Genomic DNA, 15,428 nt, shown 5'->3' on the forward strand with positions numbered 1-15,428 from the left:
TTTCAGAGCTACTGCTCGCTGGCGACGAAGCCGCCCTGTCCGCTGAACTCCGCGAGGATGTTGTTGGCGGACGGGGCGCCGTCGGGCGTCAGAAAGCCCTGCGACTGGCCCCAGACGCCAGTGCCGCCAGAGCCCGTGAAGGAACCTGACAGGACCACGTAGGCGTCGCCCTCATAGGTCAGCTGGTCCGATGTGACGGACACCGGGCCACCGAAATAGGCGCCGAGCGATCCGGTCCGGGTGGTGACTTCGCCTACGCCCGGTGCGGGGAACGTGGTCGTGACGATCGCCACGATGGATGTGCTCAGACCGTTGTCCGTGGTCAGATCCCCCGACCAGTCGATGGTGTCGCCGGAGGTGGTCTGGCCGGTGATGTTGCTGATCGTGCCCGTCACGGCCGCATTCTGAAAATTGTCAGGCTGGCCAAGCTGCAGGTTCTGATCAAAATCCACCGACAGGGACAGATCGCCGATCACCGCGCCGACCGGGGCACTACTCTGGTCGACAAGGTCCATCTGGACCGCACCGGTGTAGGTGGCCGCGCCGGAGCCGCGCATGTCGGATGTGGGCACCCGCCCCTGGGCATCGGCAAAGGCCGTGTCGAAATCGGCCAAAGTGATGTCTTCACCGTCACCGCCGGCAGTGGTGCTTCCACCGGTGCTCGAACATGCGGACACCAGTCCCGCCAGCAGAAGCACAGTTACACCCCGCATCGCGCGGGACGCGGTCAAATGACCACGGTCGTCACATTTCGTCATTCATAAAACCTTAGATCGAGCCCCCGCCGAACCCAGAAGGTTCTGCCGAACGGCAGAAGCAATGATGTGAAATATACCGATGACCGGCAGAAGCCATCGCCTCGAAAGCTAGGACGCAAGTCATTCTTTGGCAATTGAAAAAACGGTCTGGGACAGGCGTTTGAGGTCCGTCATCGGGCGGCGGCGAGCGCCCTTCGGGTAGACAAGAAGCCCGCGACGGAGTAAGAGCGAGGCAAACCCATGTTAGCGCAATCAGGAACGCCAGATGACACCGGAACACGCCTCTGAACTGAACGCCGAGATCTGCGGCCTTGCCCCCGTGATCCCGGTTCTCGTGATTTCCGACGCCGGGCAGGCCGAAGGGCTGGCAAAGGCGCTCGTGGCCGGCGGTCTGCCGGCTCTCGAAGTCACCCTGCGCACCCCTGCGGCACTGGACGCGATTCGCGAAATGGCCAAGGTCGAAGGCGGCGTCGTCGGCGCCGGCACGCTGATGACCGCCAAGGATGTCGAAGACGCCAAGGCCGCAGGCGCGACCTTCGGCGTCTCTCCTGGCGCCACGGACCGGTTGCTGGATGCCTGCGAAGCCAACGACCTGCCGCTTCTGGCCGGGTCGTCGTCGGCCACCGAGGCCATGCGGCTGCTGGAGCGTGGCTACTGGGTGCAGAAATTCTTTCCCGCCGAGGCGAACGGCGGCGTGCCGGCCCTCAAGGCCATCGGCGCGCCGATCCCGCAGGTCAAATTCTGCCCGACGGGCGGTGTCAGCCTCAAGAACGCGCGGGACTATCTGGCCCTGTCCAACACGCTCTGTGTCGGTGGAAGCTGGGTCGCCCCCGCCGATCTGGTGGCTGCGGGCGACTGGGACGCGATCACGGCCCTGGCCGCCGAGGCCGCCGCTCTGAGCTAGTTCCTGTTACGCGGACACGCTGTCGCGTGACGCCTTTTCCGCGCCCTTTCGGGCGCTCGGATCAGGTGCCCTTGACCCGCGCGGCGCGTCCACCACGGCGTCCCGTCCGCGTGGCCGAGCCGAGCCCTTCCGTCAGGGTCCGGGTCATCGGATGGTCCGGATGCCCTGCCCCGTAGCGTTCCAGCAGCGCCTTGATCGGGCCGCTCGTCTCGGCCCCATTTGGCAGGCTCAGCGCCCAATCCAGAAAGATTGACCGGCATTCCGGAGCGGTGATGCCCTCTATCCGGTAGGATTCGCGGATCAGGCCCTTGGGATCGTCGGGGTCTGGGCTGGCACGGCTCATGGAGCGTCTCCGGTTTCGGGCAGCAGGCTGTCGATCACATCGGCAGCCCTTTGCGACACCGCCTTCATCGCACTGAGCAGCGCCTCGGTCGAGGGTTGAAGCGTCTCTCTCAAGACGAAACGCGACCCGCCTTCGCCCAGATCCTCCGGCACCAGCACTCCGCCGGTCAGCAACCGGGCCGAGGCTTGCAGGGTCCAGAACAGATGCGTCGATTGCCGCAGCCCGTCGGACTGCGCCTCGTCGATCAATCCGGCGGCTTGGCCTGCCTCGATCTGCGCCAGCGTGCCGCGTGCGGGCGAGCCCGCCATCAGCGCCAACATCTGTGCGGCCAATTCCACATCCTGCAACCGGCCCGGACCGATCTTGGCGTCCCAATCGCCCTGCGGCGGCTTGGCATCGGCGATCCGCGCCCGCATGTCGGCCACTTCCCTTGCCACGGTCGCCCCCTTGGATTTCTCTTTCAGAAGCGTTTGGCGAAACGCCTCGACATCCTCTGACAGGGACGCCTCGCCTGCGATCGGCCGGGCGCGGGTCAGCGCGAGGTGTTCCCAAGTCCAGGCTTCGTCCTTTTGATAGCTTTGGAAGGCGGCGTATGACGTGGCCACCGGCCCTTGACGGCCCGAGGGGCGCAACCGCATGTCGACCTCGTAGAGCTTGCCCTCCGCGGTCGGCGCGCTCAACGCCGTCACGAGCGCCTGCGTCAGTTTGGCATAATAGGGCCGCGTCGACAGCGGGCGCGGCCCGTCCGACGCCTCGACGCCGTCGCCGTCATAGATCACGATCAGGTCGAGATCGGAGAGGGCATTCAGCCGCCCCGCGCCGAGCGATCCCATGGCGAGCACGATCGCCCCCCTGCCGGGTGGTGGACCGTGCCGCACCCCGAATTGCGCTACGACCTGTGGCCAGAGCACCGCGACGACCGCTTGCGCGAGGTCGGCATAATGCTCGCCCGCCTCCTCCGCACCGATCAGCCCGCGCAAATGGTGCACGCCGATCCGGAAGTGCCATTCCTTGGCCCACCGCCTCGTGGCATCCAGTCGCGCTTCGTAATCGGCCACTGACCCAAGCGCCGCGGCGAGCGAATCCGACAGACCGGCGACCCCGGGCCATGGCGCAAAGAACGCCCCGCCGATGACCGCATCCAGAACCCCGGCGTTGCGCGACAGGTATCGCGCCAGAGCCGGCGCCGTCGCCGCTATATCGACGATCAGGCCCAAGAGCTTGGGGTTAGCGTCGAAGAGCGAAAACAACTGCACGCCAGCCGGCAACCCGGACAGGAACCCGTCGAAATTGTTCAGGGCCTCGTCGGGGAGCGCCGCCTCTTGGAGCAAGGACAGGATCTGCGGCCGCAACCGGCGGAACAACTCGCGGGCCCGGTCGCTGCGCAGCGCCGGATAATCCGGCCAGCGGGCGGTGACCTCCGCGCCGAAATCCACGGTAGCGCCCTGTGTCGGCGCGGCATCCGGTGCAAAGAACCCTTCCGTGAGGCTATGCACCTCCTCGAGCCGCTCTCGCAGCTCTGCCTCGAAGACCCCACGGTCCTTGCCTACAAAGGCCGCGAGCCTGTCAAACCCGTCGTCCGACGCGGGCAATTCATGGGTCTGAGCGTCCGCGATCATCTGAAGCCGATGCTCGACCTCGCGGTGCGCCCGGTAGTGATCGGTCAGGATGCGGGCGGTGTCCGGTTCGACCCATCCGGCCTGCGCCAGACGGTCCAGCCCGTCGACGGTGCCGCGCACCCGCAAGCTGGGATCGCGCCCGCCGGCAATCAGCTGCCGGGTCTGGGTAAAGAACTCGATCTCGCGGATGCCGCCCCGGCCCAGCTTCATGTTGTGACCGGGCAAGGTGACCGCGCCGTGCAGGCCCTTGTGGTCGCGAATCCGCAAGCGCATGTCATGGGCATCCTGAATGGCCGCGAAATCGAGGTGCTTGCGCCAGACAAAGGGGCGCATCGCCGCCAAAAACATCTCTCCCGCCGCAATGTCTCCCGCCGCGGCCCGCGCCTTGATGTAGGCCGCACGCTCCCATGTCCGGCCGACGCTCTCGTAATAGCTCTCCGCCGCGGCCATCGACAGGCAGACGGGCGTGACGCTGGCGTCGGGGCGCAGCCGCAGGTCGGTTCGAAAGACGTAGCCCTCGGCGGTGTTCTCGCTCAGGATCGCGGTCATGCGACGGGTGACCTTGATGAACAGGGCACGGGCTTCGTCGCGGTCGGCCGGATCATACTGGGATTCGTCATAGAGACAGATCAGGTCGATATCCGAGGAATAGTTCAGCTCGCCCGCACCGCCCTTGCCCATGGCCAAAGCGACCATGCCGCCGGCCTTGCCCTCGTCTTGTGTCACGCCGGGCAGTTTGCCCCGCTCGATCTGGGCGCCCACGAGGGTGACGAGGCTCTGGTGGCAGGCCGCATCCGCCAGATCGGACAGGCGGCCCGTCACCTCCTCCAGCGACCAGACGCCGCCGAGATCCGCAAGGGCCGTGATCAGAGCCATCCGGCGCTTGGCACGGCGCAGCTCGCTGGCCAGTCGATCCGGTGTCAGGCTGGTGATCTCGACCAACAGCGCGGCTGAGGCCGCCTCCGGCTCTGCCACCGCCTGTTCGAGCCACGAGGCCTCCTGATGCATCAGCCCGCCCAGATAGGGGCTGCACCCCGCCGCGCCCGCGATCAGATCGGCCATCGGGCCCTTGGCCCAAGGCAATGCCTCCAGCGCATCCGCGCCGCGCTCGGGATCATAGGGAATGGGGGTGCGGCGGATGCGATCAGCGAGGCTCTTGGTCATGGCGCCAGATTGATCCTGCCCGGCGGTCCGCGTCAATGGCTCCGGGCTGAAACAGCCGGGCCATCGGGCTGCAAGGGGTTGCAGACCCCGATCCCCCTGCCCATTCTGCGCCGGCAAGGAGCCACCCCATGAGCAAGAGCCTCACCCGCGTGACCCGCGCATTGTCCGACGCCGGGCTGGACATCACCCCCATAGACGTGGGCGCGGAGGCGCGAACGGCGCAGCAAGCCGCGGATGCGCTTGGCTGTGCGCTGGATCAGATCACCAAGTCGATCATCTTTGCCGGGGCCACCAGCGGCAGCGCCATCCTGTTTCTGACGGCGGGCGGCAATCAGGTGGATAACGGCAAGGCCCGGGCCTGCGCCGGTGAACCGCTCGAACGGGCGGATGCCGCCCTGATCCGGGCGCAGACCGGGTTCGCCATCGGCGGGGTCGCCCCTGTCGGGCACCTCGGCCCGATAAGAGCGTTTTTCGACCGCAGATTGACCGAATTCGACGTTATTTGGGCGGCAGCAGGCACGCCGAGGCACGTTTTTGCGATCTCACCCACGGACCTTCTGAAAATATCGGGCGCAGAAGTATCTGATTTCACGACATAATAAAAGTAAATGTAAAAAACATTCACATAAAGTCTTGAACGAAGGGCCATCCTTGCGCATATCGGTGATGTGAAAAGCATTCACATAGAGTTTCAACCCACCGGCCTACAGGAGACCGTCATGAGCACGACCGATATCTATACCCCTTCCGCCTCAGTCAACGGCGGACGCCCACTGAGCTGGTTCGGCAAAGCCGAGGCTTGGCTGGATGAGCGCGGCAAAGGCGCATGGATCGCAGCAATGGTCCTTGGCTTTATCTTTGTCTGGCCTGTCGGCCTCGCCCTTCTGGCCTATATGATCTGGAGCAAACGCATGTTTTCTAAGTCCTGCACATCCCGCCGCACCCGTCACGAAAGCTTTCACGCAGTGAAGACAGCCATGCGGCCCTCCGGCAACAGCGCGTTCGACGCCTACAAGACCGACACGCTGCGCCGTCTGGAAGAAGAGCAGCAGAACTTCGAGGAGTTCCTCGAGCGTCTGCGCGAGGCCAAGGACAAGGCCGAATTCGACCAGTTCATGAACGACCGGGCCGCAAAGCCCCGCTCGGATGACGGCGACGACACTACCCAGGCCCCTGCCTGATCGTGTAGACAGGCTCCCTTCGGGGGGCCTGACCCATATTGATCCCATGCATCGAAGGAATGCGATTATGTTGAGTTCGGCCCCCACCGCCCATTCTGCCCCCGTGATGACAGACCGCGCGACGCCGCCGATGGCGCTTCTGGTCTTGTCGACGGTTCTGTTCGCCGTGTTTTCCTTTGTGGTGACGATCGTAGCGATGGCGACGTTCTGGCCCGCCGGCGTCCTGCTCGCCCTTGTTCTGGGCTGGAGGGGCGGGTTCATCCCCAGCTTCGGGCACAGCGCCGAAGCCAGCCGGATGGCGCAGTCCGTCCGCCCCGATCTTGCCGAACCGACCCTGCCCAGCAGCGGCAACGCCAGCTTCGACGCCTACCGGACGGATATGCTGAACCGTCTGCACAAGGAGCAGGAAAAGTTCGAAGGATTCCTGGTGCGTCTGCGCGAGGCCAAGGACAAGAGCGAGTTCGACACCTTCATGGACGAGCGGGCCAAACGCACCCAGATCCCGGCCGAGTGACAGCGCGCCTCTTGCGCTGACGCGGGTCCGCGCTGCACCTTGGACCCTCCCGGTCGGTGCAGCGCCTTTGATGCCGATCAATCCTGACTGTGCACGAACCGGCCATCCGGCCACCAACCGCAACAGATCATAGCAAATGGAAAGCATACGACGATGACCACCTCCCGCCTTCTTCACGGATTGCCCTCCCCGGACGAGGGGGCCGCGTTCTACGCAGGCGTGCCGCTGAAACGCGCGCTCGCTTGGGTGTTTGACGTTGTGCTCATCGGGCTGATCAGCGCCATTGCAGTGCCCTTCACCGCCTTCACCGCGATCTTCTACTTTCCGTTCCTGATGCTCGTACTCGGCTTTCTCTACCGCTGGTTCACCCTTGCGGGCGGGTCCGCCACATGGGGCATGCGGCTGATGGCCATCGAGATCCGGCAGGCGGACGGCGACCGGCTGTCCAACCAGAGTGCCTTTCTGCATACCTTGGGCTATTCGATCTCGGTGGCCGTGGCACCGCTTCAGCTGATCTCGGTCATCATGATGCTGGTCACCGCACGTGGTCAGGGGCTGACCGACACCGTCATGCAGACCGCAGCAATTAACCGTCCCGCGTGATGGATAATCGCGCCGAGCGCCTCGCCGGAAACGGGGGCTTGGCGCGAGGACGGGCAGTTGCTAACGTCTGCTCAGCAGCAGCACTACGGTTTCTATGCGACATACACTGCCCATTGCGCCACAGTTCTATGTGACGGCCCCCCAACCCTGCCCTTATCTCGAGGGACGGATGGAGAGAAAGCTGTTCACGGCACTGCAAGGCGAACAGTCCGAACGTCTGAACGACGCCCTGTCCAAGCAGGGCTTTCGGCGGTCGCAAAACGTGCTGTATCGGCCGTCCTGTGCCGAATGCTCGGCCTGCCTGTCGGCCCGGATCGACGTCAAGGCCTTTGCCGCCAGCCGCAGCCAGCGCCGGGTGCTCAAGCGCAACGCGCATCTGTCGCGCCGGGCGACTTCGCCCTGGGCCACCGAAGAACAATACGCCCTGTTCCGGGACTATCTCGACAGTCGGCACGCGACGGGCGGGATGGCGGACATGGACTTGTTCGAATTCGCCGCCATGGTCGAGGAAACACCGATCCGGTCGCGGCTGATCGAATATGCCGACCCGGACACCAAGGACGACGGACGCGGTGGTCTGCGGGCCGTCTGCCTGACCGATGTGCTCGATGACGGGCTCTCCATGGTCTATTCGTTCTTCGACCCCGACCATGAAAAGGCGTCCCTCGGGACCTTCGTGATCCTCGATCACGTGCGGATCGCGATCGAAATGAACCTGCCCTATGTCTATCTCGGCTACTGGGTGCCCGGCAGTCCAAAGATGGGCTACAAGGCCAAGTTCACCGGACTGGAAGTGTTCCGCAATCGCCGGTGGCAGCCGCTGGGCGATCCGGAGGGATATTCCGCCGATACCGACCCACTCTCGGTCGATCCGATTGCCGAACAGGTCGCCCGGATCAGCCTGCCCGATTCCCGCGTCGTTCGGCGTTAGTCCCGTGCACATTCACGCACTGACCCTCGTCGTGCCCGACTACGATCAGGGCATCGCGTTTTACGTGGACAAGCTCGGGTTCGAGCTGCGGGCCGATACCGACATGGGCAATGGCAAACGCTGGGTCATGGTCGCGCCACCGGGCGGGCAAACGGCGCTGTTGCTGGCCAAGGCCTCCGGGCCGGACCAAGAGGCCGCCATCGGCAATCAGACTGGTGGTCGGGTTGGTTTCTTCCTGATGTCGGACGATTTCAAGGCGGACCACGCCCGGATGCTGGCCTCCGGCGTCCACTTCGAAGAAGATCCGAGGCATGAGGCCTATGGCAGCGTGGCCGTCTGGCGCGACCCCTTCGGCAACCGCTGGGATCTCCTGCAGCTGGCGTAGGGTGGGACCAGGCCCACCCCACCCCTGATTATCAGCCGCCCAACAGGTTCGGCACGATCGTCACGATCCCCGGCACCAAGGCCAAGATCAGCAGACCCAGCACCTGAATGAGCACGAACGGGATCACGCCGCGGTAGATATGGCCCGTCGTGACCTCCTTGGGCGCGACGCCCCGCAGGTAGAACAGGGCAAAGCCGAACGGCGGCGTCAGGAACGACGTCTGCAAGTTCACCGCGATCATGATCGTCACCCAAGCCGGATCCAGCGTGCCGCCATAGATCACCGGCCCGACGATGGGCACGACGATGTAGATGATCTCAAGGAAATCGAGCACGAAGCCGAGGATGAACAGGATCAGCATCACCAGCAGGAACACCGTCCATTCGTTGTCGAACGACTTGAGGAACTGCTGGATGTAGTGCTCTCCGCCGAAGGAGATGATCACGAGGTTCAACAGCTGCGAGCCGATCAGGATCGCAAAGACCATCGCCGTCACCTTGGCCGTTTCGCGCACCACAGGGGCGAGCACATGGCCGGCGAACAGGACCCAGCAGGCATAGAACATGCCGAACATCGCATAGAGGAAACAGGCAAAGGCGACGAAGAAGGCCACATAGGTCTCGAAGGTCGCGCCCTCCTGATTGATCCGCAGGTCGAAGTTGACCCCGATCAGCAGCATGACGACCATCGCGCCAGTGGCCAGAAGGATGATCCGGCCGTTGCCACCGTTCTCGGTCAGCTTGCGATAGGCGGCCAGCATGATCGCACCACCCGCACCCAGACCGGCGGCGGGCGTCGGGTTGGTGATCCCGCCGAGGATCGAGCCGAGCACGGCCACGATCAGAACCAGCGGCGGGAACACGACGCGGAGCAGTTCGTTCTGGCTCAACATGCCAGCGGCGGCCCGGCACCCGTACAGCGCCATCAGGACAGGAATGGCCAGGAGCAGCGTCGTCACGCCCGGCGTGGTCAACGGCCCGATCAACGCGATGTCGACGATCAGAGCGAGCACCAGACCGCCCGCGCCGATCATCAGCGGCAGCGGGTTCGCCGCCGGCGCAACGCCGCGTGCCGTGGTCAGAACAAGACCGAGCAGGACGAGGAAGATCGCGATGCCGGTCCCGACGGGGGCCGCGGCCTCGATACGCTCCGCACGCAGGGTGGCGCGCTCCTCGTCCGTCAGCAGGCGCGATTCCTCGACGCCGCCGGCGGCCTGAATGGCGGCCTCCTGGTCCAGCGCCTCCTGCCAGACCTCCTCGCCGTGCAGCTCGATCATCGACGCCGCACATTGCTCGGACACGTTGGTGCGCAACGAGGCCCGGTCGCCGGCCTGAGAATAGCTGTCGACCGTCACATCCTGGCTACCGACGAAATTCACCTGCCCCAGTGCAATGGTGCCGAGGATCAGGACGACCGGCGCGGCAAGGAACCACGTCAGTTTTTCGTTGCGCGTCGTCGGTGCGCCGGTATTGGCCGCCATCATGACCGGCGGGGCCTTGGACGGGTTCAGCAGCGCGTAGACAAAGGCATAGCCGCCATAGAGCACCGCAAGGAAAATACCCGGCAAAAGGGCTGCCTGAAACAGCGTGCCGACAGAGACGACCGCAGGCTCGCCCAGATAGGTCAGCGCATCGGTGCAGCCCGCCGATTGCGCGCGCACCTCTTGGGCCGTGGAATAGATGTCGCCCGCCAATGTGCCCAGCAGAACGATCACGATGGAGGGCGGGATGATCTGCCCCAAGGTGCCGGAGGCGGCGATGACGCCGGTGGCTAGTTGCGGCGAATAGCCTGCCTTGAGCATCGTCGGCAGGGCCAGCAGGCCCATGGTGACGACGGTGGCGCCGACGATGCCCGTCGAGGCAGCGAGAAACGCGCCCACGACCACGATCGACACGGCCAGACCACCGGGCAGCGGGCCAAACACCCGCGCCATCGTGGTCAGAAGGTCGTCGGCGATCTTGGAGCGTTCGAGCGTGATGCCCATCATCACGAACATCAGAACGGCAAGCAGCGTCTCGATGCTCTGCCCCGCCAGAACCCGTTCGTTGATACGGTTGACGATAAAGCCCAGATTGCGGTCGAGCGCGACTTCCCAACCCTGCGGAAATACCGGCTGGCCGATTGTCGGCAGCTCCGGATACTTGAAGACCGAGATGTCGCCGGGGCGTATCCCCTGCCCCGTCAGGGCATGAAACGCCTCCGACGACGTGTCGACGGCCTGGTGGATCAGATAGCCACCTGAATCCAGCGCCGCGACGATGGCAAACGAAATGACCGCCGCGCCCGAAATTGCAAAGGCCACCGGAAAGCCCGACAGGATACCACCAAACAGGCACAGAAAGACTATGATTAGCCCGACTTCGACACCGTCCAAACCGAAGAGCATGTGAGTATCGTCCCTTAATTAGTGGATTTTTGCGGCCAGATCGGCGGTGGGATCGCCGAGGACGTCGCGGTCGAGGTATTTGCCGTCGCTCTCTTCGCCCTCGCGGAATTCCAGATAGGACCGGAAGAAGAAGGACACGGCCTGCAGGAACAGCAGCGCGGTAAAGACCACCAGAAGGATCTTGAACAGGAAGTAGGCGTTGAACCCGTTCGGAGAGAAGCCGATGGTCTCGACGTTCCAGCGCAGCGCCCGGCTCTTGGCCAGCAGCCGGTCCAGCGTGTCGGAGGCCGAGGGGTTCGGCACCACGAGGTTGCGCCACAGGAAGAACCACGAATAGAGCCAGATCAGCGTGGCGGCCGGCAGCATGAAGAACAGGCTGCCGAACATGTCGACCATACGCTTGGCGCGGAAACTGATCTTGCTATAGACCAGATCGACGCGGACATGTCCGCCCTGCACGAATGTCCATGCGATGCACAGGGTGACGACCATGGCGTTATAGAGCTTGAGCTCTTCGGACCACCACGACAGCGGAAAGGTCACGACCTTGCCAAAGCCGAAGGAGATCTCGGCGACGGTGAACACCCGCTGCATGAAGATGATGACGATCTGCTGAAGCACCATCAACAGGCCGGCCCATGCCGCAAATCGACCGATCGCGTTGGCAAAGCCTTCAAAGGCACGGACACAGCCCCAAAGGAAGCTGTTGCGCCAGACGCCGACGGCGAAGACGATGAGGAAAATGACAAGGAAAACAAAGAACAGCTCGGTCGAGGCGCCGTAGTAGATGAAGCGCATCAGCGCCTCCTTATCGCCCCAGTTCAGCCATTGCGCAGGATGCAAGAGGGCGTAACCAAAGTTGTAGAAGGCCTCGATGATATGCGCGATCAGCCACCCGATGGCATTGCCACCCCATGCTTCGACCAGACCCATGTTGTTCCCCCGTCACGATCTGTGGCCCGCTATGGGGCCGCATTCCACCCTTTTGGGGCGGTTGATTCTTATCGCGGACGAGACGGCAGCAATCCTGCCGCCGCCCCGTAATCGATGTGTGGAAATCAGGACGACGCCGGCCCCGCAGGGAGGCCGGCGTCTGACTGGGTGTGTTAGCCCATGACCCGATCACGCTGAGCGCGGTAGACACCTTCGGAGCGCTGAATCCAGCCCGAAGACGCTGCCATCGACTCGTTGTAGCTGGCGCGGATGCGATCGTAGATCTCGTCGCCGGCGTAAGCGTCCATGGTCTCTTTCGCAGCGGCGCCCATGGCATCCCAGACGCTGTCGGGGAATTCCAGAACGGTCACGCCACCGGCCTGCAGACGCTGCAGAGCGGCACCGTTCTCGTTCATGAACTGAGCGAGGTTCCACTGGTGGGCTTCGCCTGCGGCGATCTCGAAGATCTTCTGATGCGCAGGGGCAAGGCTGTCATAGACGTCGCGGTTCATCGCGAGGCTGAGGCCAGCGGCCGGCTCGTGCATACCGGCGGTGTAGTAGAACTTGGTGATCTCCTGGAAACCAGCCTTCTCGTCCGCCCACGGGCCGATCCACTCGGTGCCGTCGATCGCGCCGGAGGCCAGCGCCTGATACACTTCCGCACCGGGAAGGTTCTGCACCGAAGCACCCATGCGGCCGAGGGTTTCGCCGCCCAGACCGGGCATGCGGAACTTCAGGCCCTGGAAATCTTCCGGACCGGTGATCTCCTTGGAGAACCAACCGCCGGACTGCGGGCCGGTGTTGCCGCCGAGAAAGGACTTCAAACCGAAGATCGAGCCGAGCTCGTCATGGAATTCCATGCCGCCGCCCTGATAGTACCAGTTGGACAGCTCCTGCGGCGCCATGCCGAAGGGCACACCGGTAAAGAACGCATAGGCGGGGTGCTGGTTGATGAAGTAGTAGTCAGCGCCGTGATACATATCGGCCTGACCGGAGGTCACGGCGTCGAACACTTCGAACGCACCGACGAGTTCGCCAGCGGCCTTGAGATCGATGGTCAGAGCGCCATCGGTCATCGCGGTGATGGTGTCGGCGGCGCGCTGAGCGGCGTCATGCACACCGGCAAGGCCACGGCCCCAGGTGGTGACGAGCGTCAGGGTGCGGTTGCCCTGCGCAATTGCCGGAGCGGCCAGTGTGGTGGCAGCAGCGGCGGTGCCGCCAAGCGCAGATGTTCTCAGAAAAGAACGACGATCCATTAAGTATCCTCCCATGGATATGACATCCGCCTTACGCTCTCCCAAGCGTTGGCGGTTCGTTGCGGTGCAGACACCCTAGTGTCGGTGCCGGACGGGCGAAATACCGATTATTACGTATTTTTAGGCCGAGCCTCGAAAAAATCGCACAAACATTCGGCAAAACGGGATCCGGCAAGACGCAACTCGCACGAATGTGGCTTTGATTCGCACCCGATTCCCGGCTATCGAATCGGACAGATGCCAGATGATGCACCCCACCTGTTGCGACGCCTTCTTGGCTGGCTGTCGCCCAGCTACCGGCAGAAGGTCTTTCTTCTGGCGGCGGTGCCGATGCTGCTGGCGGTCAGTCTGATCGCCGTCGTGGTCGCCAACCAATCGCGGCAACTGGCCGACCGCGAGATCGCCGCTCTCGAGGCACAGCTGCTGGAGGCCAAACGCGCCGAATTGCGCAACTACATCTCGATTGCGCGGACCGGTTTCGTCAACATCTATGGACGGGCGGCCCCCGACGATGCGCAGGCCCAGCTCGAGGTCACCCGGATTCTGTCGTCGATGATCTACGGGCAGGACGGCTATTTCTTCGTCTTCAATTACGACGGGACCAATCTGGTAGCACCCCGTCAGACCCAGTTGATCGGCCGCAACTGGGCCGGGATGACGGACATCAACGGTGTGCCGATCACCGATGAGCTGATCCGGCTGGCGCGGTCCGGGTCGGGCTATCACGAATTCGACTGGCCCAAGCCCTCGACCGGGGAAACGGCGCGGATGCTGGTCTATGTGACCGGGCTTCAGGATTGGAAATGGGCGGTCGGCACCGGCATTTTCATCGACGACGTTCAGACGACCGTTGCCGCCTCGCGGGCCGAGGTCGAAGCGCGGATCGAACAGACGTCGGTCTACATCCTCGCGATCGCGGTGATCGCGCTCTTTGTGGTGTTCATGTCCGGCTTTCTGCTCAACCTGCGCGAACGGCGGTTGGCTGATGCCAAGCTCAAGGAGCTGACGCAGCGGGTGATCGACACCCAAGAGGAAGAGCGCGGGCGCGTGGCCCGTGAATTGCACGACAGTATCAGCCAAATCCTCGTCGGCGTGCGCTATGCGCTCGAACTGGCGCGGCGGCGGCTGGCGATGGGCGATGCCCGCTCGGGCGAGAGCCTCGACAAGGGGATCGCCAGCCTCGGCGGCGCCATTCAGGAAGTGCGCCGGATCAGCCGCGACCTGCGGCCCGGCCTGCTCGACGATCTGGGCCTCGGGCCAGCGCTTCAGGCGCTCACCGACGATTTCAGCACCCGAACCGGGATCGCCGTCGATTTCGAAACCGTGGTGTTCCGCAACCGGCTCGACCAGGACGCGCGGATCGCACTCTACCGGATTGCCCAAGAGGCCCTGACCAATATCGAGCGGCACGCAGACGCGTCCAAGGTCACCCTCACGATCCGGGGCAACCGGCACGGCGCGGTGCTACGGATCAGCGACAACGGCAACGGAATGGTCTGGCCCCTGCCCGCCCGCGCCAGACCGCGCGACCAGAAGGGCGGCCTCGGCCTGCGCAACATGGCCGAGCGTATCGAACAACTGGACGGCACCCTGCGGGTTATGTCATCAGCCTCCGGGACGACGATCGAGGCGCAAGTCCCGCTCAGCCACATGCTGCCGCCCGAACAGGCCTCTGGCGGCAACGGAAGGAAATCCGCATGACCGTGACCCGAGTGATGATCGTAGACGATCACCCGATGGTGGCCGAAGGGATCCAGTCGATCCTCGAAACCTACGACGACATCGAAATCGTGGCGACGCTCAGCAACGGGCAAGAGGCGGTCGATCACCTCGAGGCGTTGAACCCCGACGTGATCCTGCTGGATCTGAACTTGCCCGTCATGGGCGGGCTGACCGCGACGGAGATCATGCTCGAACGCGCGCCCGACACCCGTGTGCTGATCCTGTCGATGCATGACAGCCCGGAATACATCTCCACGGCGCTCAGCCACGGCGCGATGGGCTATGTGCTCAAGGACGTGCCCACCGAAGAGATCAAGACCGCCATCGACGCGGTCATGGCCGGCAAGCGCTACCTCTGCACCGGGGCGCGCGGCTCGCTGACGCCGCGCACCGCCGATGGCCGCGAACCGCTGACCAATCGGGAGCAGACGATCCTGCTGCAACTGGCGCGCGGCAAGTCCAACAAGGAAGTGGCCAGCGATCTGGGTATCTCGGTGCGGACGGTGGAAACCCACCGCAAGAACATCAAGAGCAAGCTCGGGATCAGTTCAACTGCGGGCCTGACACGCTATGCGATGGAGCACGGCGTCCTACAGGGCACCGGGGTCTGACCCAACCCCGAGCCGGCCTGTCCCGGCACCTTCTCCGTTGTCGCAGAGACCGGCGGTCTGCCCGGGCCAAAAGGCCGGAATACGGCGGAAACTCCAAACGCCAAACAGCCTCCCCTGC

General features: G+C 64.0%; 15 protein-coding genes. 9 read left to right on the plus strand and 6 right to left on the minus strand.

Annotation, left to right across the window (positions count from 1 at the left end; genetic code table 11):
* Positions 1–8 precede the first annotated feature (8 nt).
* A complete protein-coding gene (locus LOM8899_RS19085) occupies positions 9–758 on the minus strand; it encodes a hypothetical protein (protein WP_133065074.1) in 750 nt (249 codons plus the stop codon).
* 265 nt (positions 759–1,023) lie between these two features.
* Here LOM8899_RS19085 and eda point away from each other — a divergent pair, with 265 nt between their 5' ends.
* Positions 1,024–1,662 carry a bifunctional 4-hydroxy-2-oxoglutarate aldolase/2-dehydro-3-deoxy-phosphogluconate aldolase gene (gene eda / locus LOM8899_RS19090; RefSeq protein ID WP_093993850.1) on the plus strand — a complete coding sequence of 213 codons (639 nt, stop codon included), beginning with the start codon at positions 1,024–1,026 and terminating at the stop codon, positions 1,660–1,662.
* A 61-nt stretch (positions 1,663–1,723) separates the two neighbouring features.
* On the opposite strand, the gene LOM8899_RS19095 is transcribed toward eda, so the two are convergent.
* Positions 1,724–2,005 (minus strand): hypothetical protein, encoded by a 282-nt coding sequence (locus LOM8899_RS19095; protein ID WP_093993851.1) that lies wholly within the window; start codon positions 2,003–2,005, stop codon positions 1,724–1,726.
* Positions 2,002–4,788 carry a [protein-PII] uridylyltransferase family protein gene (locus LOM8899_RS19100; protein WP_093993852.1) on the minus strand — a complete coding sequence of 929 codons (2,787 nt, stop codon included), beginning with the start codon at positions 4,786–4,788 and terminating at the stop codon, positions 2,002–2,004. The genes LOM8899_RS19095 and LOM8899_RS19100 overlap by 4 nt, the downstream gene beginning before the upstream one ends.
* A 128-nt stretch (positions 4,789–4,916) precedes the next feature.
* Here LOM8899_RS19100 and LOM8899_RS19105 point away from each other — a divergent pair, with 128 nt between their 5' ends.
* The 6 genes from LOM8899_RS19105 (at position 4,917) to LOM8899_RS19130 (ending at position 8,402) form a co-directional block, all read left to right on the plus strand.
* On the plus strand, positions 4,917–5,387 hold the full coding sequence (locus LOM8899_RS19105; protein WP_093993853.1) for a YbaK/EbsC family protein: 471 nt from the start codon (positions 4,917–4,919) through the stop codon (positions 5,385–5,387).
* A 120-nt stretch (positions 5,388–5,507) separates the two neighbouring features.
* The gene (locus tag LOM8899_RS19110; protein ID WP_093993854.1) at positions 5,508–5,969 is read left to right on the plus strand and encodes a DUF2852 domain-containing protein; all 462 of its coding nucleotides are present in this window, start codon (positions 5,508–5,510) and stop codon (positions 5,967–5,969) included.
* 67 nt (positions 5,970–6,036) lie between these two features.
* Positions 6,037–6,483, plus strand: a complete 447-nt coding sequence (locus tag LOM8899_RS19115) for a DUF2852 domain-containing protein (RefSeq protein ID WP_168770602.1) — start codon at positions 6,037–6,039, stop codon at positions 6,481–6,483.
* Between the two features lie 153 nt (positions 6,484–6,636).
* A complete protein-coding gene (locus LOM8899_RS19120; protein WP_093993855.1) occupies positions 6,637–7,086 on the plus strand; it encodes an RDD family protein in 450 nt (149 codons plus the stop codon).
* Between the two features lie 94 nt (positions 7,087–7,180).
* Entirely contained in the window at positions 7,181–8,017 is an 837-nt protein-coding gene (locus LOM8899_RS19125) for an arginyltransferase (protein WP_093993856.1), read from the plus strand.
* 4 nt (positions 8,018–8,021) lie between these two features.
* Positions 8,022–8,402 carry a VOC family protein gene (locus LOM8899_RS19130; protein WP_093993857.1) on the plus strand — a complete coding sequence of 127 codons (381 nt, stop codon included), beginning with the start codon at positions 8,022–8,024 and terminating at the stop codon, positions 8,400–8,402.
* A gap of 31 nt (positions 8,403–8,433) precedes the next feature.
* Here LOM8899_RS19130 and LOM8899_RS19135 read toward each other — a convergent pair whose 3' ends face one another.
* From LOM8899_RS19135 to LOM8899_RS19145, 3 genes are all read right to left on the minus strand, one after another.
* Positions 8,434–10,788, minus strand: coding sequence for a TRAP transporter large permease (locus LOM8899_RS19135; RefSeq protein ID WP_093993858.1), 2,355 nt, complete (start codon positions 10,786–10,788; stop codon positions 8,434–8,436).
* 18 nt (positions 10,789–10,806) lie between these two features.
* Positions 10,807–11,721, minus strand: coding sequence for a TRAP transporter small permease subunit (locus LOM8899_RS19140; protein ID WP_093993859.1), 915 nt, complete (start codon positions 11,719–11,721; stop codon positions 10,807–10,809).
* Between the two features lie 173 nt (positions 11,722–11,894).
* The gene (locus tag LOM8899_RS19145) at positions 11,895–12,977 is read right to left on the minus strand and encodes a TRAP transporter substrate-binding protein (RefSeq protein ID WP_093993860.1); all 1,083 of its coding nucleotides are present in this window, start codon (positions 12,975–12,977) and stop codon (positions 11,895–11,897) included.
* Between the two features lie 237 nt (positions 12,978–13,214).
* Between LOM8899_RS19145 and LOM8899_RS19150 the strand changes: the two genes are divergently transcribed.
* Both LOM8899_RS19150 and LOM8899_RS19155 read left to right on the plus strand, forming a co-directional pair.
* Positions 13,215–14,678, plus strand: coding sequence for a cache domain-containing protein (locus LOM8899_RS19150; protein ID WP_093993861.1), 1,464 nt, complete (start codon positions 13,215–13,217; stop codon positions 14,676–14,678).
* Positions 14,675–15,310 (plus strand): response regulator transcription factor, encoded by a 636-nt coding sequence (locus tag LOM8899_RS19155; protein WP_093993862.1) that lies wholly within the window; start codon positions 14,675–14,677, stop codon positions 15,308–15,310. The genes LOM8899_RS19150 and LOM8899_RS19155 overlap by 4 nt, the downstream gene beginning before the upstream one ends.
* The last annotated feature ends 118 nt before the right edge of the window (positions 15,311–15,428 follow it).

It is taken from the genome of Flavimaricola marinus, from assembly GCF_900184895.1.
Lineage (GTDB): Bacteria > Pseudomonadota > Alphaproteobacteria > Rhodobacterales > Rhodobacteraceae > Flavimaricola > Flavimaricola marinus.